Origin of the sequence: Streptomyces sp. 147326, from assembly GCF_045000215.1 — a bacterium.
GTDB lineage: Bacteria > Actinomycetota > Actinomycetes > Streptomycetales > Streptomycetaceae > Streptomyces.
Genome location: NZ_CP134201.1, coordinates 6,804,513 through 6,820,437 on the forward strand (window position 1 = coordinate 6,804,513; position 15,925 = coordinate 6,820,437).

General features: G+C 74.2%; 13 protein-coding genes. 7 read left to right on the forward strand and 6 right to left on the reverse strand.

Features of this window, described 5'->3' with window-relative positions; translation table 11 throughout:
* Positions 1 to 6 precede the first annotated feature (6 nt).
* From RIU97_RS31235 to RIU97_RS31245, 3 genes are read right to left on the reverse strand one after another with little or no spacing between them, the layout of a single operon-like run.
* Positions 7 to 1,227 carry a CaiB/BaiF CoA transferase family protein gene (locus RIU97_RS31235; protein ID WP_404960911.1) on the reverse strand — a complete coding sequence of 407 codons (1,221 nt, stop codon included), beginning with the start codon at positions 1,225 to 1,227 and terminating at the stop codon, positions 7 to 9.
* 56 nt (positions 1,228 to 1,283) lie between these two features.
* Positions 1,284 to 2,081 carry an ABC transporter permease gene (locus RIU97_RS31240; RefSeq protein WP_404960912.1) on the reverse strand — a complete coding sequence of 266 codons (798 nt, stop codon included), beginning with the start codon at positions 2,079 to 2,081 and terminating at the stop codon, positions 1,284 to 1,286.
* The gene (locus RIU97_RS31245; RefSeq protein ID WP_404960913.1) at positions 2,078 to 3,040 is read right to left on the reverse strand and encodes an ATP-binding cassette domain-containing protein; all 963 of its coding nucleotides are present in this window, start codon (positions 3,038 to 3,040) and stop codon (positions 2,078 to 2,080) included. Before RIU97_RS31245 ends, RIU97_RS31240 begins: the two co-directional genes overlap by 4 nt.
* Positions 3,041 to 3,114: 74 nt before the next feature.
* Between RIU97_RS31245 and RIU97_RS31250 the strand changes: the two genes are divergently transcribed.
* Positions 3,115 to 3,840: a TetR/AcrR family transcriptional regulator gene (locus tag RIU97_RS31250; protein ID WP_404960914.1), complete on the forward strand. Its 726-nt coding sequence runs from the start codon at positions 3,115 to 3,117 to the stop codon at positions 3,838 to 3,840.
* Positions 3,841 to 3,939: 99 nt separating this feature from the next.
* Here the strand turns inward: RIU97_RS31250 and RIU97_RS31255 are convergent, their stop codons facing one another.
* Complete coding sequence (locus RIU97_RS31255; protein ID WP_404963015.1) at positions 3,940 to 5,064, reverse strand: type ISP restriction/modification enzyme; 1,125 nt, start codon at positions 5,062 to 5,064, stop codon at positions 3,940 to 3,942.
* Positions 5,065 to 5,211: 147 nt separating this feature from the next.
* Between RIU97_RS31255 and RIU97_RS31260 the strand changes: the two genes are divergently transcribed.
* Positions 5,212 to 5,376, forward strand: coding sequence for a hypothetical protein (locus RIU97_RS31260; protein ID WP_404960915.1), 165 nt, complete (start codon positions 5,212 to 5,214; stop codon positions 5,374 to 5,376).
* Positions 5,377 to 5,471: 95 nt separating this feature from the next.
* Here the strand turns inward: RIU97_RS31260 and RIU97_RS31265 are convergent, their stop codons facing one another.
* Positions 5,472 to 6,221 carry a GntR family transcriptional regulator gene (locus RIU97_RS31265; protein ID WP_404960916.1) on the reverse strand — a complete coding sequence of 250 codons (750 nt, stop codon included), beginning with the start codon at positions 6,219 to 6,221 and terminating at the stop codon, positions 5,472 to 5,474.
* A 64-nt stretch (positions 6,222 to 6,285) separates the two neighbouring features.
* Complete coding sequence (gene hmgA, locus RIU97_RS31270; RefSeq protein ID WP_404960917.1) at positions 6,286 to 7,611, reverse strand: homogentisate 1,2-dioxygenase; 1,326 nt, start codon at positions 7,609 to 7,611, stop codon at positions 6,286 to 6,288.
* 218 nt (positions 7,612 to 7,829) lie between these two features.
* Between hmgA and RIU97_RS31275 the strand changes: the two genes are divergently transcribed.
* The 5 genes from RIU97_RS31275 to RIU97_RS31295 all read left to right on the forward strand — a co-directional run bounded on the left by RIU97_RS31275 (position 7,830) and on the right by RIU97_RS31295 (position 15,874).
* On the forward strand, positions 7,830 to 9,968 hold the full coding sequence (locus tag RIU97_RS31275; RefSeq protein WP_404960918.1) for a right-handed parallel beta-helix repeat-containing protein: 2,139 nt from the start codon (positions 7,830 to 7,832) through the stop codon (positions 9,966 to 9,968).
* A gap of 346 nt (positions 9,969 to 10,314) precedes the next feature.
* Entirely contained in the window at positions 10,315 to 11,130 is an 816-nt protein-coding gene (locus tag RIU97_RS31280; protein WP_404963016.1) for a hypothetical protein, read from the forward strand.
* 427 nt (positions 11,131 to 11,557) lie between these two features.
* Entirely contained in the window at positions 11,558 to 12,859 is a 1,302-nt protein-coding gene (locus tag RIU97_RS31285; protein WP_404960919.1) for a hypothetical protein, read from the forward strand.
* A gap of 35 nt (positions 12,860 to 12,894) precedes the next feature.
* Entirely contained in the window at positions 12,895 to 13,515 is a 621-nt protein-coding gene (locus RIU97_RS31290; protein WP_404963017.1) for a TetR family transcriptional regulator, read from the forward strand.
* A gap of 127 nt (positions 13,516 to 13,642) precedes the next feature.
* Positions 13,643 to 15,874, forward strand: a complete 2,232-nt coding sequence (locus RIU97_RS31295; protein ID WP_404960920.1) for a molybdopterin-dependent oxidoreductase — start codon at positions 13,643 to 13,645, stop codon at positions 15,872 to 15,874.
* Positions 15,875 to 15,925 lie beyond the last annotated feature (51 nt).

Below are 15,925 nucleotides of genomic sequence, written 5' to 3' on the forward strand. Positions count from 1 at the left end.
CCGGCCCTACCCGATCACACCGTCCCGGCGCAGTTCCGAGATCTGTGCGTCCGCCATCCCCAGGGCGCGCAGCAGGGCTTCGGTGTGTTCGCCCAGCGCGGGCACCGCACCCATGTGCGGTGCCGCGCCGCCCGGCAGCCCGATCGGCGGCAGCAGGGCCCGCAGCGGACCGGCCGGTGATCCCACCTCCCGCCATCGGTCCCGGGCCGCCAGCTGCGGATGCCCGGCCAGCTGGGCCACCGAGTTCAGCCGCGCGCAGGCGATGCCCGCCGCCTCCAGCCGCCCGATCGCCTCGTCAGCGCCCAGCCGGCCCAGGACCTCCGCCACCACCGCGTCGGTCTTCTCCCGGTTCCCGGTGCGCGCCGCGTTCGTCGCGTACGCCGGATCCTCGGCCAACTCCGGCTGTTCCAGCACCTGTTGGGCGAGCCGACGCCACTCACGGTCGTTCTGCACCGACAGCAGCACCCGGTCCCCGTCGGCCGTCGGGTAGGCGTCGTAGGGTGCGATCACCGCGTGCGCGAGTCCGGTGCGTACGGGCTGCTCCCCACCGTGCATCGTGTGGTGCAGCGGATGCCCCATCCATTCGGCCAGCGCGTCCAGCATGGACACCTCCACCCTGCCGCCGCGCCCGGTGACCCCGCGGCGCAGCAGGGCGGCCAGGACCCCCGAGAAGGCGTACATGGCCGCCGCGATGTCCGCCGCCGGGATCCCCGCCTTGACGGGCTGCTCCGGGGTGCCGGTCACCGAGACCAGGCCCGCCTCGCACTGTACGAGCATGTCGTAGGCGCGCTTGTGGGCGTAAGGGCCCTCGGGGCCGTAGCCGGAGACGTCCACGGCGACCAGTCGCGGGTAACGCGCGCACAGCGCGGCCGAGTCGAGCCCGAGCCGGGCGGCGGCGCCCTGCGCGAGGTTCTGCACGAAGACGTCGGCGCCGGCCAGCAGGCCGTGCAGGACCTCCCGGCCGCGCGGGTCCTTCAGGTCGAGCGCGATCGACTCCTTGCCCCGGTTGGCCCAGACGAAGTGCGAGGCGAGGCCGTGCGCGGCGGTGTCGTACGCGCGGGCGAAGTCGCCGCCGTCGGGACGCTCGACCTTGATCACCCTGGCGCCGAGGTCGGCGAGCTGGCGGGTGGCGAAGGGGGCCGAGACGGCCTGTTCGACGGCGACGACGGTGATGCCGTCCAGCGGGAGCGGTTCGGGGGCAGGTGCGGGAGCCGTTTCGGTAGCCATGGGCCCTGCCTACCGGGTCGGACGGGAACTGTCACCACGCGGGGCGGTGACATGTGTCATCCGCGCGCCGCCTCCCCGCGGGCGAACCTGCGCGTGGCCAGGGGCACGAACAGCGCGAGGAGCAGCACCGACCAGAGCAGCGCCCCGGCCACGGGATGCGCCGCGGGCCAGGCGGCCCCGGCCGCCGCCTCGGCCCCGGCGTTCCCGCACAGTTCGCGCACGGCGGTGGCGACGGCGCTGATCGGGTTCCACTCGGCGACCGCGCGCAGCCACCCGGGCAGCCCTGCGGTCGGCAGGTACGCGCTGGACAGCATCGGCAGGACGAAGGTGGCGCTGCCGAGCTGGCCCGCCGCCTCCTCGCTCCTGCTCAGCAGGCCGAGGTACGTGCCCACCCACGCGGTGGCGAAGCGGAACAGCAGCAGCACGCCCAGGGCGCCCAGCGCGCCGGGCAGGCCGTTCTCGATCCGCCAGCCCATCGCCAGCCCCACCAGCATCAGCGGCACCATCGACACGCCCGTGGTGAGCAGATCGGCCGCCGTCTGCCCCAGCGGGACGGCGGTGCGGCTCATCGGCAGGGTGCGGAACCGGTCCATCACGCCGCGGTGGGCGTCCTGTGCCGCCGTGAACATGCCGGTCATCAGGCCGTTCGCGGCGGTGGCGGCGAGCAGCCCGGGCACCAGGAACTCCCGGTACTCGGCTCCCGGCATGGCGAGGGCGCTGCCGAAGACGTACCCGAAGAACAGCAGCATGGTGATCGGCATGGTCTGGGTGAGGACCAGGAGCGCCGGCGCGTGCCGGGCCTTCTGGAGCTGGCGGGTGAAGACGGCTCCGCCGTCGGACAGCAGGGTGCTCATGCGGCGTACTCCTGATCGGCGGAACGGGGCTGGGTGAGGCGCAGGAACACCTCGTCGAGGGTGGGCGGGCGCAGGCCGGCGTCCGTGACCGGGACGCCGGCGGTGTCGAGTTCCCGGATGATCCGCGGCAGCGTGAGCCCGGCGTCGAGGACGGTCACGCCCACGGTCAGCCGCTCCTCGTCGAGCACGGGCCGCCCCCCGGTGAGCTGGTCGAGTACGCCGGCGGCGGCGGACAGGGCCCCGCGGGCGGCGACGGTGACCTCCGCGTAGGCGCCGATGCGGGCCTTGAGTCCGGCGGGGGTGCCCGTGGCGGCCACCCGGCCGCGGTCGACGACCACGATGTCGTCGGCGAGCCGGTCGGCCTCCTCCAGGTACTGGGTGGTGAGCAGCACCGTGGTGCCCTCCTCCGCGAGTTCGCGCACCGCGCTCCAGATCTGCTCGCGGGCCGCCGGATCCAGGCCGGTGGTGGGCTCGTCGAGGAACAGCACCCGGGGGCGGGTGACCAGCCCGGCGGCCAGGTCCAGGCGCCGCTTCATGCCGCCGGACCAGGTGGCGGCCACCCGGTCGGCGGCCTCGGCGAGCCCGAACCGTTCCAGCAGCTCGTCGGCGCGGGCGCGGCCCGCGGAGCCGCGCAGTCCGGCCAGCCGGGCGAAGAGCCGGAGGTTCTCGCGGCCCGTCAGATCCCCGTCGACGGAGGCGTACTGGCCGGTGACCCCGATGGCGCGGCGGACGGCCGCGGGCTCGCGGGTGACGTCGTGGCCGGCGACGAGGGCGCGGCCGGCGGTGGGTGCGGTGAGGGTGGTGAGGATCCGGACGGCGGTGGTCTTGCCCGCGCCGTTGGGTCCGAGGAGGCCGCAGACCGTGCCCTCGGCAACGGCGAGATCGAGGCCGCGCAGGGCATGGACCTCCCCGTAGCTCTTCTCCAGACCTTCACTAAGTACAGCGTACGTAGTTGTCATGTGCGACACCGTACCTCACTACGTACGGCGTACGTAACTAAGATGGTGGTCGAGACGACGAGGTGATCTGAGCGATGACAGCCGGCGGGCGACCCGCTGAACCCGAAGTGATCTGGTCCAGGCCCCAGCGGGCCGGCCGCGGCCCCAGGCCCGCGCACAGCCGCGACTCCATCGCGGCCGAGGCGGTGCGGATCGCCGACGCGGAGGGCATCGAGGCCGTCTCGATGCGGCGCGTGGCCGCCGGGATCGGCGCGGGGACGATGTCCCTCTACAACTACGTGCCGCGCAAGGAGGACCTGTACGAGCTGATGGTCGACACGGTCAGCGGGGAGTACGAGCTCCCCCCGCCGACCGGCGACTGGCGGGCCGACCAGCTGGCGCTGGCCCGGCAGACGCGCGCGCTGATGCACCGCCACCCCTGGCTGCCGCGCCTGCTGAGCCCCGTCTACGGCTTCGGCCCGAACGCCCTGCGCTACCTGGAGTACAGCCTGGACTGCCTGGCGCCGCTGGACGCGCCGGACGCCGAGAAGCTGGAGCTCGTCGCCGCGGTCAACGGCACCGTCGCGACCTATGTGGCGGGCGAACTGGCGCTGGCCGAGCGGGCCCGGGCGCTGCCGTGGAGCGAGGCGGAGGAGCAGGGCGTACGGTCGGCCTGGCTCGGCTCCCGCCTGGCCACCGGGGAGTACCCGCGGCTGGCGGCGGCCCTCACGGGCGGCGGCCCGGTCCCCGGCGCCGGGCTGGACATGGCCGCGGTGTTCGACCGCTCCGTGTCACGGCTGCTGGGGGCCTGGGGTACGTAAGGGCGCCGGGGGCCTGCGGTACGCAGGGGCGCGGGGGGCCTGCGTGCATAGGGGCGCGGGCCCGTCGGTTTCGCGGCGGCCCCGCCCCCGCGCCGTCGCTCAGAGGAGCGCGAACTGCCCGCCCGGGCCCTCCTCGTGGTGGTCCAGCACCGAGGCCGGGCGCCGGGCCCAGCCCGGCGGCGGCAGCACCCCGGCCGCGCGCAGCTCCCCGGCCGCCAGGCCCGGCCCCGGCTCGAACGCGGCCCGCTCCGGCGCCAGATCGGCCAGCAGCGCCAGGGTGGTCACCAGGGCGAGCAGCTCAGAGGTCCAGCTCTGCGGCCACTCGGCGGGCCCCAGCGCCTCCAGCCCGTCGGCGTCCGGACCGCGGTGCGCGGTGCGCGCGGCGAACCAGGCCTCCAGCACCCGCACGCCCTGCGCCTCGTACTCCCAGGCCCCGGCCGGCACGGGGGAGACCGTCCCGCCCCCGAGACCCAGCGTCTCGCTGTCGGCGTCGTACGCGAGCCCCTGCGGCCACGCCCCGACCGCCGAGCGGACGTACGGGCGCCGCCCGCCCGGCAGCCGCGGCGGCTCACCGCCCCGCGCCCCGCGCAGCTGGACGGTGAGCAGCCGGTGCCCCAGCTCCAGCCCGGCCCGCCAGCGTGCGGGGTCGGCGGCGAGCGGGACCTCGTGGCCGCGCGGCCCCGGGCGGCCCGCGGCGAGCACCCAGCACAGGAAGTCCTCGGGGGCGACCCAGCCGCCGTAGCGCTCGCCCAGCAGGGGCAGCAGGCCGGGGGCGAGATTGGGCTCGGCGCCGCCGGGGCGCCGGTGCAGCGGGCGGATCCGGCCGAGCCGGCCGGCCGGGAGGTGTGCGGTGACCAGCGGGTCGGGGGTCTCTATGAGGAACACCTGGTGCTCGTCCCGGACCCGCCAGAGCTCCGGCCGGGCCGTGTCGATCAGCCGCTGGTCGGGCAGGAGCCACTGCTCGTCGAAGGGCTCGCGGAGCACCCGTACGGGGTCGGGGCAGGGGCCGGGCGCGTCGGCGAACCGGGCCGTGGCCGCCGAGCGCTGGCCCGGCAGCGCGGCCGCCCCGGCGGCGGGCGTGCGGACGCGGCTCGGGCGGAACAGCCGCTCCCGCTCGGCCCCTTCGGAGCCGGTCAGGGTGGCCCAGCGGGCGCGCAGGGCCGCCGGATCGGGTGCGGCCACCCAGTCCCGGCCCAGGCGCAGGCCGCCCACGGCCCAGGGCATCAGATCGTGCAGCAGCGGTACGTCTTCGCTCACGCCGCCGATGGTAGCGACGGGATCCGATGGCCGGGCTGCGTCCAGGCCGAAGCGTTACGCTCCTTATGTACGCATAAGTGACACCTACGTACGGGATCGACCGAGGAGACGGTCATGAGCCAGTACGACGAATACTCGACTCCGTCGCAGGCCGAGGGCGAGCGCCTCGACGAGGACATGGACGAGAAGCAGCGCAAGGAGCGGCACCCCCAGACCAAGCGGACCACACCGTCCCAGGCGGAGGGTGAGCGCACCACGGAGTCCGACGAGAAGAGGTGACGGCGGTCGGTGTGACGGGCCTCGTCCGTGGGCGTCGTATCAGTGCACGTCGACGTATATGAGTGCGCGTCGACGTGTCCGTGCGCGTAGACGTGTCAGTGCGCGTCGACCGTCACGGTGAAGGAGAAGCGGTCGCCGCGGTAGCGGATCCGCGCCACGTCCACCACCCGGCCGTCCTCGTCGTACGTCACGCCCGTGTAGTGCAGGATCGGGCTGAGCAGCGGGACCTGGAGCAGCTCGGCCGTCTCCGGGTCGGCCAGCCGGGCCTGCACCGTGTCCGTGATGCGGCTGATGCGGACGCCCACGACGTCCCGCAGCACCTTGGTCATCGGCCAGCGCTCCAGATCGGCGAGGTCCACCGCCTCGGCGAACTCCGGAAGCACCGCGTTCTCGGCCCAGTTGGTCGGCTCGCCGCTCTCGCGGTCACGGCGCAGCCTTCGGTACGTGACCACCTCGGGCGTGGCCGGGAAGTGCTCCAGCAGCTCCCCGGCCACGGGTGTGCGCCCGTGGCCGAGGATCGTCGTGCGGTCACCGGACTGCTGGGCCACGATCGCGTCGACCGAGCCCAGCAGCCGGACCGGGGTGCTCCGCAGTGCTCCCGGCTCGATGAAGGTGCCGCGGCGCCGGTGCCGGCTGATCAGGCCCTCGCCCTCCAGCTCCTTGAGGGCCTGCCGCATGGTCAGCACGCTCACCCCGTAGTGCTCGGCGAGCTGCTCCTCGGTGGGCAGGCGCAGCGAGGCGTCCGGAGTGCGCCCCAGTATCGAGGCGCGCAGTGACTGCGACACCTGATACCAGAGCGGCAGCTTCCGGTTCAGCACCAGCGAGTCGGGGGCGAAGGCGGTCACGGGTGGATCTCCGAACGGCTGGACAGGGGGTGACGTGCGGCGCCTGCAGCGTATGCAGTGCAGGTCAGGCGCGGAAGTGGCGCTGCAGACCCTGCCACACGTCGTCGTAGCCGCGCTGGAGGTGATCGGCGCCGGACGCCTGGGCGGTGGCGGTGATCGGCCAGCGGGTCTCGAACATGAAGGCCAGGCCGTCGTCGATCTTCTGCGGCTTCAGCTCGGCGGCGCTCGCCCGGTCGAAGGTCTCCCGGTCGGGGCCGTGCGCGGACATCATGTTGTGGAGCGAGCCGCCGCCGGGGACGAAGCCCTCGGCCTTGGCGTCGTAGGCGCCCTCGATGAGGCCCATGTACTCGCTCATCACGTTGCGGTGGAAGTAGGGCGGGCGGAAGGTGTCCTCGCCGACCAGCCAGCGCGGCGCGAAGACCACGAAGTCCACGCCCGCCAGGCCCGGGGTGTCGGAGGGCGAGGTCAGGACCGTGAAGATCGACGGGTCGGGGTGGTCGTAGCTGATCGAGCCCAGGACGTTGAAGCGGTGCAGGTCGTAGACGTACGGGACGTGGCTGCCGTGCCAGGCGACCACGTCGAGCGGGGAGTGGTCGTAGGTGGCCGACCAGAGGTTTCCGCAGAACTTGTTGATCACCTCGGTCGGGCGCTCGACGTCCTCGTACGCCGCCACCGGGGCCTGGAAGTCCCGTGCGGCGGCGAGGCCGTTGGCGCCGATCGGGCCCAGGTTCGGCAGCTCGAAGGGCTGGCCGTAGTTCTCGCAGACGTAGCCGCGGGCGTCGGCGTCCAGCAGCTCGACGCGGAAGCGGACCCCGCGCGGGATGAGGGCCACGTCGCCCGGCCGGGCGGCGAGCAGGCCGAGCTCGGTGCGCAGGAGCAGGCCGCCGCGCTCGGGGACGATCAGCAGTTCGCCGTCGGAGTCGCTGAACACCCGGTCCGTCATGGAGGAGTTGGCGGAGTAGAGGTGGATGGCCATGCCGGCGCGCTGGGCCGCGTCGCCGTTGCCGCCGAGGGTCCACAGGCCGGACAGGAAGTCGGTGCCGGGGGCCGGGTCGGGCAGCGGGTTCCAGCGGAGCCGGTTCGGGTCCGCCGCCTCGGTGAAGGGCGCGGTGCGCAGGGCCCCGTTGTCGACCCGGGTGAACGGCGGGTGCGCGGCCGAGGGGCGGATCCGGTAGAGCCACGAGCGGCGGTTGTGGGTGCGCGGCTCGGTGAAGGCACTGCCGCTGAGCTGCTCGGCGTAGAGGCCGAGGGGTGCGCGCTGGGGCGAGTTCCGGCCGAGCGGGAGGGCGCCGGGGACGGCCTCCGAGCTGTGCTCGTTGCCGAAGCCGGTGAGGTACTCCAGTGCCTCCGCCGTCTTCCGGGCCTGCTCGCTGCCGGCCTGCTCGCTCATGTGCTGCTCCCGCTCCGTCGAAGGAATCCTATGGTTGACAGTAGGATTCCGCGGCCCGCGCGTCAACGGGGTCTTTGGGGCCATGGGGGGTTCGTGGGGGGTCGGAGCGCCCGGCCCGGGGCGGATTCACGAAGACCCGGGACGGATTTGCGCAGACCTGGAACGGATTCGCGCAGAGGGGGATCCCAAAAGATGAACATTGCTCTACTCTCACGCGCATGTCGTGGACCCGCAGGTTCCCTGCCGTGCCGGCGGCGCTCCTCGCCGCCCTCCTTGCCCTCCTGACCCTCTTCGCCGCCGCGCCCGCCGCCCGCGCGCACGAGGAACGCCCGGTCACCCTCCCGGACGGCTCCGGATCCGTACCGGAATACCGCGAGGCGGAGCCCGACCTGGTCGTCTGCAAGACCGACCGGCCCGCCTTCGAACGCCGGATATCCGCCTTCCCGGAAGAGCTCCGCCGGCGCAACCTCGCCCTGTACGAGCGGTGCGAGAAGAGCGGCTACCGCCACCTCCAGGAGGCCGTCGACGCCGTCGACCGGCCCGGGATGAACATCGCGATCCTCCCCGGCCTGTACGAGGAGGAGCCCTCGCTCCCGAAGCCGACGGGGGAGTGCGCCGCACTGCAGGCCCCCGAGTCCTCACTCGGCTACCAGATCCTGTCGTACGAGCAGCAGGTCCAGTGCCGGCACAACCAGAACCTCGTCGCGATCCTCGGCAAGACGAACCTGCAGATCGAGGGCACGGGCGCGACCCGGCTGGACGTGGTCGTCGACGCCAAGTACCAGAAGCTGAACGCCATCCGCGCCGACAAGTCCAACGGCATCTACTTCCGCAACTTCACCGCCCAGCGCACCACCTTCAACTCGCTCTACGTGCTCGCGGGCGACGGCTTCGTCATCGACGACGTGCTGACCCGCTGGAACGACGAGTACGGCTTCCTGACCTTCGCCAGCGACCACGGGCTCTACAAGAACTGCGAGTCGTACGGGAACGGCGACTCCGGCATCTACCCCGGCAGCGCCTCCGACATCAACGACGGCCGCGGCTACGACGTCCCCCGCTACTCCATCGAGATCACCGGCTGCCGCAGCCACCACAACATGGTCGGCTACTCCGGAACCGCCGGCGACTCGGTCTGGGTCCACGACAACGAGTTCGACCAGAACATGGGCGGCGCCTCGATGGACAGCGCCTTCCCCGGCCACCCCGGGCTCCCGCAGAACCACGCCAAGTTCGAGCGGAACCTGATCCACGACAACAATCAGGACTACTACCACCACGTCGCCGACGGCACCTGCGCCAAGCCGCCGATCGAGCGCGGCTACGAACGCGGCGTCGTCTGCCCGCAGATCTCCATGCCCCCCGGCACCGGCATCATCACCGCGGGCGGCAACTGGAACCTCTACGAGGACAACTGGGTGTACGGGCACCGGCGCGCGGGCTTCTTCCTCAGCGCGGTCCCCGCCTTCATCCGGGGCGAGGAGGCGTGGTCGAAGCAGACGGACACCTCCCACCACAACCGGTACGCCGGGAACGTCATGGGCAAGGACAAGTCCGGCGCCGCCCGCCCCAACGGCATGGACGTGTGGTGGGACGGGCAGGGCCGAGGCAACTGCTGGCAGGACGGCCCCGACGGCTCCACCCCCGGCACGGTCCCGCAGTGCGGTGACCGCCGGGGCGCCGTCTCGGGGGCGTCGGCCCGGCTGGTCGGCGAACCGGTCAAGCTCGTCCAACTCCTCGTCTGCGCCGACTACAACGTCCAGGCACGCAAACTCCCGGCCGGCTGCGACTGGTACGGCGCGCGCGGCCTGGAGCGGGTGGAGACCCAGCTCGCGCTCGCCGTCGCGGCCGTCCTGCTGCTGGTCGGCGGGGTCCTGTGGGGCCGCCGCCTGCGCGGCTCCCGGCTGGGCACGGCCGCCTCACTCCTCGGCCTGGCGGGCCTGGCCCTGGACGTGGCCGGCTCCACGACCGGGCTGACCGCCACCTTCGTCCCGGCCCTGGCCCTCCTCCTGCTCGGCCTGTGGTGGACGGGCGCCGGCCTGGCGCTGCGCCCCAGCCGCCCCTGGCTGGCCCGCCTGACCCTGCTGCTGGCCGGGCTCACCCTGCTGGACGCCTTCGACAAGGCCGTCCTGATGATCCCCTGGACCCCCCTGAGCCCCGCCTGGGTACGGGCCCTGGTGGCCGTCGTCTGGGTCCTGTGGGCGGTCGTGGCCTCGGCCCGCCCGGGCGCCCCGGCCCGCCCCTCGGGCCCGGGCGGCGACCCCGCGGGCGACCGCGCCCCGGTCCCCGCCGGCCCTGCCCCGGCCCTCCACGCGGCAGCCCCCGAACCCCCGGCAACCCCGGACCCGGCCCCGTGACCGCCGCCCCGGACGCCCCGCGGACCACGACTCCGGGAGCCCGCCCTTCGCCGCGGCGCACGCCGAACCCCAGGCGGCTCGGCCCCGGCCCCGGCCCCGTGACCGCGACGCCGGACGCCTCCGGGGCTACGACTCCGGGAGCCCGCCCTTCGCCGCGGCGCACGCCGAACCCCAGGCGGCTCCGACCCGGCCCCGGCCCCGTGACCGCCGCCCCGGCCTTGACGAGCGCCCAGACCACAGGAGGCCAGCCGTGACCGGCCGCCCCGACGACGACATCCGGTGCGACGCCTGCCGTACGCCGCCCCGCGCCGCCCGCAGGCCCCGCCGAGCCGCCCGCAGCGCGGCCCTGCTCGCCCTCGCCCTGCTCCTGGCGTGCGGCGCGGCGACGGGCTGCGGGGGGCGGGCCACCACCCACCACAAGCCCGGCACCAGCCACGAGCAGGCCTCCGGCAGCGTGGGCACCCTGCTCACCGCGGACGACGGCGCCGGCCACCGGCTCCGCGAGGTCCCGGCGCAGGGCGCACCGGAGGTCCAGGTGACGGTCCGCCCGGACTCCGAGGACGGCTGGAACCTCCAACTGGCGGTGAAGAACTACCGCTTCACCCCGGACAGCACCGGCGGCGCCGCCCTCCCGGGCGCCGGCCACGCCCACCTCGAGCTCGACGGACGCAAGCTGGCCCGGCTGTACGGCCCGTGGTTCCACCTGCCCGCCACACAGGTCCCCGAGGGCGCGCACACGCTGACCGTCCGCCTCTACGCGGACGACCACACCGCCTGGGCGGTGTCCGGCAAGCCGGTGCAGGCCACGACCCAGCTCACCGCCGCCGCCCCGGGCTCCTCCACGGGCCACGGCCACGGGGAGACCGAGGCCGCGCCGAAGCCACCGGACCAGCAGCAGGCCGACCGGACGGTCACCATCACCGTCCGGGACGGCAAGGTCAGCCCCGCCCCCGCCCGCACCGAGCTGCGGCGCGGGGAGCGCGTCGCCCTGCGGGTGACGAGCGACCGGGCGGACACCCTGCACGTCCACGGCTACGACAAGGAACTCGCCCTGCCGGCAGGCCAGGAAGCCACCCTGATCCTGAACGCCGACCGCACGGGCCTCTTCGAGGTCGAAACCCACGAGTCCAGCCTCGTCCTGACCCAACTCCTCGTCCGATGAAACCGCCACTGCGCGCCGCGTCGCCGCCCGCCGCGCCACTGCTCGCCGCGCCGCCCCGGACGGGCGGCGGGGGCCACCGGGGCCAGGGTTACCAGAGCCAGAGCCAGGGCCACCGGGGCCGAAGCGCCGAGCCTCCCGCCCACTTCGCCCACTTCGCCCAGGGAGCCGGAGCCCGTCCCCGCGCCCGGCGCGGCCGAGGCGCCGACCGCGAGCCCGCCGTCGCTCCGGCCGCCCCCGGCGGGGGAGCGGTCCGACCGGATCCACCCCGCGGCAGCCTCGCCCACCTCCCCGGACTCGGGCCCGAGTCCGGGACGCCGGGCAACTCAGGGCATGCCCGCGGCGGGACGCCGCCCCTGGCCGGCCGGTGGTGAGCCCCGTCGGGCCGGGCCCCGCCCCGGGCGCCGTCGGTGGCGGGGCCGGTCAGGGCGTGGTCCTTCACCCGACCGATCCGCTCACCGCACTCGCGCACGGGATCGGCTCCCAGCACGATCTGCCGATCTCTCCCTTCTACGCCTTCGCCGGTGCCTTCGCCGCACTGTTCGTCTCCTTCCTCGCGCTCGGCCTCCTCTGGTCCACCTCCCGCTTCCGCGGCGCACGCTCAGGCCTCGCCCTGCCCGCCGCCCTCCAGCGGGTGGCCGACGCGCCGGCCACCCGAACCACCCTGCGCGGACTGGGACTCGCCGCCGCACTCGCCGTCCTGCTCCACCTCCTCCTCGGTCCCGACGACCCCGCGCACAACCCCGCTCCCGGCGCCGTCTACGTCCTTCTCTGGGTCGGACTCGTGCCCGCCTCCCTCCTCCTCGGCCCCGTCTGGCGGCTGCTCAATCCGCTCCGCACCCTGCACCGCGTGCTCTCCCGCGCCCTGCGCCGCCCCGGCCCCGGCCATCCGCTCCCCGCCCGGCTGGGGCAATGGCCGGCCGCGGTCGGCCTGTTCGGCTTCACCTGGCTCGAACTCGTCGCTCCCGATCCCGCATCCACCACCACCCTCCTGATCGCCCTCGCCACCTACGCATCCGCCCAGCTACTGCTCGCCGCCCGCTTCGGCGAGCGCTGGTTCGACGACGGAGACGCCTTCGAGGTGTACTCCGCCCTCCTGGCCCGGCTCTCCCCCCTCGGCCGTCGCGGCGACGGCCGCCTCGTCCTCCGCAACCCCTTCCACGGACTCGACGCGACGCCCGAGCGGCCCGGACTCGTCGCCACCGTCTGCGTTCTGCTCGGCTCCACCGCCTACGACGGCTTCTCCGACAACCCCTCCTGGATCAACGCCCTACAGACCTCCCCCCTCGGCCGCACCCCCGCGGCCACGCTCGGACTGCTCGCCTCCATCGCCCTGGTCGCCACCCTGTACTGCCTGTGCGCGGCGGCCACCCGCCTCGTCAGCGGCCCGCACCCAGGCCCGCTGACCGCCTTCGCCCACTCACTCGTGCCGATCGCACTCGGCTATCTCATCGCCCATTACTTCTCCCTCCTGGTAGTCGAAGGACCACGCACAGTAAGCATGGCACTGGGCACTGACAACGCCTCCGAACCCGCCCCACCACTGGGTCCCGGGGCCCTCGCCGCCCTCCAGGTCATCGCCGTCGTCACCGGCCACGTGCTCGGCGTGGTCGCCGCCCACGACCGCTCCGTACGTCTCTTCCCGCCCGCCAAGGCGGTGGCTGGACAACTGCCACTGCTCGCCCTGATGATCACGTACACCGTCGGCGGCCTCAGCCTCCTGCTGAACTGAGGCCCGCGCCGACCCCGGAAGCGAGGAGCGGCATGATGGACCCCGTGTCTCCCGCCCACTCACTGCGCCGCACGCCCGTCCAGCAACGCAGCGCCGACCGGCTCGCCCGGATCCTCGACGCCTGCGCCGAGCTGCTGGACGAGACCGGGTACGAGAACCTCAGCACCCGCACCGTAGCCCTGCGCGCCGGAGTGCCGATCGGCTCCGTCTACCGCTTCTTCGGCAACAAGCGGGCCATGGCGATCGCCCTCGCCCACCGCAACCTGGACCGCTACGCCGACGGCATCGCGGACCGGCTCGCCGGCCTCCCGGCCACCGACTGGCGGCCGGTCGTGGACGCCGTACTCGACGAGTACCTGTCGATGAAGCGCAGCGTCCCCGGATTCGCGCTCGTCGACTTCGGAGTCCCCGCGCCGCCGCCCGAGGGCCCGGAGGCCGACCCCAACCACCAGGTCGCCGTCCGCCTGACCGAACTGCTCTCCACGCACCTCGGCCTGACCCCCGACGCCACCCTGGAACGGTCGGTCCTCGTCGCCGTCGAGGCCACTGACGCCCTCATCCAGCTGGCCTTCCGGACCGACCCGGCCGGGGATCCCGGCATCGTCGCCGAGACCCGCGCGATGATGCACGCCTACCTGGCGCGCGTACTGGACTGATCCCTCCCCCTCCGACCCCTCCCCGCCCCGCACTCGGTCCCGCAGGCCCCTCCCCTCCGTCCCTACCGGTCGGTATGCTCGGTCTTCCCGCGCGCCCGTGCCGCAGCCTGCCGCCCCTGGAGGGCCCATGCCCCGCACCGCCCTACGCATCTGCCCCCTCTGCGAAGCCACCTGCGGCCTCACCCTGACGATCGAAGGCGCCTCCGTCACCGGCGCCCGCGGTGACCGCGACGACGTGTTCAGCAAGGGGTTCATCTGCCCCAAGGGCGCCGCCTTCGGACAGCTCGACGCCGACCCCGACCGGCTGCGCACTCCTCTCGTCCGCCGCGACGGCCGACTGCAGGAGGCCACCTGGGAGGAGGCCTACGACGCCATCGCCGCCGCCGTTCCCGCACTCGTCCGGGAGCACGGGCCCCAGTCGGTCGGCGTGGTCCTCGGCAACCCGAACGTCCACACCATGGCGGGCGCCCTTTACCCGCCGCTGCTCCTCAAGGCCCTGGGCACCCGCAACCTCTTCACCGCCAGCACCCTCGACCAGATGCCCAAGCACGTCTCCAGCGGGCTGCTCTTCGGCGACCCCTTCGCCATCCCGGTGCCCGACCTCGACCGGACCGACTTCCTGCTGCTCCTGGGCGCCAACCCGGTCGAGTCCAACGGCTCCCTGTGCACCGCCCCCGACTTCCCCGGCAAGCTCAAGGCGCTGCGCGCCCGCGGCGGCACCCTGGTCGTCGTCGACCCGCGCCGCACGCGTACCGCCGCGCTCGCCGACCGCCACCTCGCGCCGCGCCCCGGCAGCGACGCACTGCTGCTCGCCGCCCTCGCGCACACGCTGCTCGCCGAGAAGCTCGCCGCCCCCGGCGCGCTCGAAGAGTGGACCGAGGGCCTCGGGGAACTCCCCGCCGCGCTCCGGAGTTTCACTCCTGAGGCCGTGGCCCCCGCCTGCGACCTCCCGGCCGACGAGATCCGCACCCTCGCCCGCGAGCTCGCGGCCGCGCCCACCGCCGCCGTCTACGGACGGATCGGCAGCTGCACCGTCGAGCACGGCACGCCGGCCAGCTGGCTGGTCGACGTACTGAACATCCTCACCGGCAACCTCGACCGGCCGGGCGGAGCCCTCTTCCCGCTTCCGGCCGCCGGCCCGCGGCCCCGCCCCGCCGGGCCCGGCAAGGGGTTCGTGGTCGGCCGCTGGCACAGCCGGGTCAGCGGTCACCCCGAGGTCAAGAGCGAACTGCCCACCGCCGCTCTGGCCGAGGAGATCGAGACGCCGGGGGAGGGGCGGATCCGTGCCCTGATCGCCATCGCCGCGAACCCCGTCCTGTCCGCACCCGACGGCGACCGGCTCGACCGGGCGCTGGCCGGCCTCGACTTCATGGTCTCGGTCGACCCGTACCTGAACGAGACCTCACGCCACGCCCACGTCGTCCTGCCCCCGCCGCCGCCCTCGCAAAGCGCACACCACGACTTCGCCTTCAACGGCTTCGCCGTCCGCAACCAGGTCCGATACACGCGCGCCGCCGTCCCCCTCGAAGCGGGCCGCCTCGACGAGTGCGAGATCCACGCACGCCTCGTCCTGGCCGTCTCCGGCATGCACGGCTCGGCCCGCCCCGAGGCCGTCGACGAGCTCGCCGTCCAAAGCGCCCTCGCCAAGGAGACCGCCGACCCGCTCTCTCCCCTCCACGGGGAGGACCCGGCTCGCCTCGCCGGCCTCCTCACCGGCGAGAGCGGCCCCGAGCGCCGGCTCGACCTGATGCTCCGACTCGGGCCGTACGGAGACAGGTTCGGCGCGGCGGCCGAGGGAGAGCTCAGCCTGGAGCGGCTGCTCGCGCACCCGCACGGCATTGACCTGGGCCCGCTGCGGCCCAGGCTCCCGGGCGTGCTGAGGACCCGCAGCGGCAGGATCGAGCTGCTCCCGGACCCGATCGCGGCCGAGCTCCCCAGGCTGGCGGCGGCGCTCGCCGACCGCCCCGCCACCCTGGTGCTCGTGGGCCGCCGCCACCTGCGGTCCAACAACAGCTGGTTGCACAACGTTCCGGCCCTCACCGGAGGTTCCAACCGCTGCACCCTGCAGATCCACCCGCAGGACGCCGGCCGCCTGGGCCTCACCGACGGCGGCCGGGCCAGGATCACCGCTGAAGGCGGGAGCCTGGAGGTGCCGGTGGAGGTCACCGATGCCGTCCGCACCGGCGTGGTGAGCCTCCCGCACGGCTGGGGCCACGACCGTGCGGGCGCCCGGCTCGCGGTGGCCTCCGCCGCGCCCGGTGCCAACGTCAACCAGCTGCTCAACGGCACCCGACTCGACCGGCTGTCCGGCACGGCCGTGCTCAACGGCTTCCCCGTCGAGCTCACACCCCTGCCCTGAGCTGGGGTTTTGCTCGTATTGCTCACGCGCAGACGTCTTGTTGGCCCCAGG

Bases quoted from the DNA above. Each gene is read 5' to 3' on its own strand.
- RIU97_RS31260 (WP_404960915.1), top strand. From the start codon at position 5,212: ATGAGCCAGTACGACGAATACTCGACTCCGTCGCAGGCCGAGGGCGAG.
- hmgA (WP_404960917.1), bottom strand. From the start codon at position 7,611: ATGAGCGAGCAGGCCGGCAGCGAGCAGGCCCGGAAGACGGCGGAGGCA.
- RIU97_RS31255 (WP_404963015.1), bottom strand. From the start codon at position 5,064: ATGCCCTGGGCCGTGGGCGGCCTGCGCCTGGGCCGGGACTGGGTGGCC.
- RIU97_RS31275 (WP_404960918.1), top strand. From the start codon at position 7,830: ATGTCGTGGACCCGCAGGTTCCCTGCCGTGCCGGCGGCGCTCCTCGCC.
- RIU97_RS31245 (WP_404960913.1), bottom strand. From the start codon at position 3,040: ATGACAACTACGTACGCTGTACTTAGTGAAGGTCTGGAGAAGAGCTAC.
- RIU97_RS31295 (WP_404960920.1), top strand. From the start codon at position 13,643: ATGCCCCGCACCGCCCTACGCATCTGCCCCCTCTGCGAAGCCACCTGC.
- RIU97_RS31240 (WP_404960912.1), bottom strand. From the start codon at position 2,081: ATGAGCACCCTGCTGTCCGACGGCGGAGCCGTCTTCACCCGCCAGCTC.
- RIU97_RS31290 (WP_404963017.1), top strand. From the start codon at position 12,895: ATGGACCCCGTGTCTCCCGCCCACTCACTGCGCCGCACGCCCGTCCAG.
- RIU97_RS31250 (WP_404960914.1), top strand. From the start codon at position 3,115: ATGACAGCCGGCGGGCGACCCGCTGAACCCGAAGTGATCTGGTCCAGG.
- RIU97_RS31235 (WP_404960911.1), bottom strand. From the start codon at position 1,227: ATGGCTACCGAAACGGCTCCCGCACCTGCCCCCGAACCGCTCCCGCTG.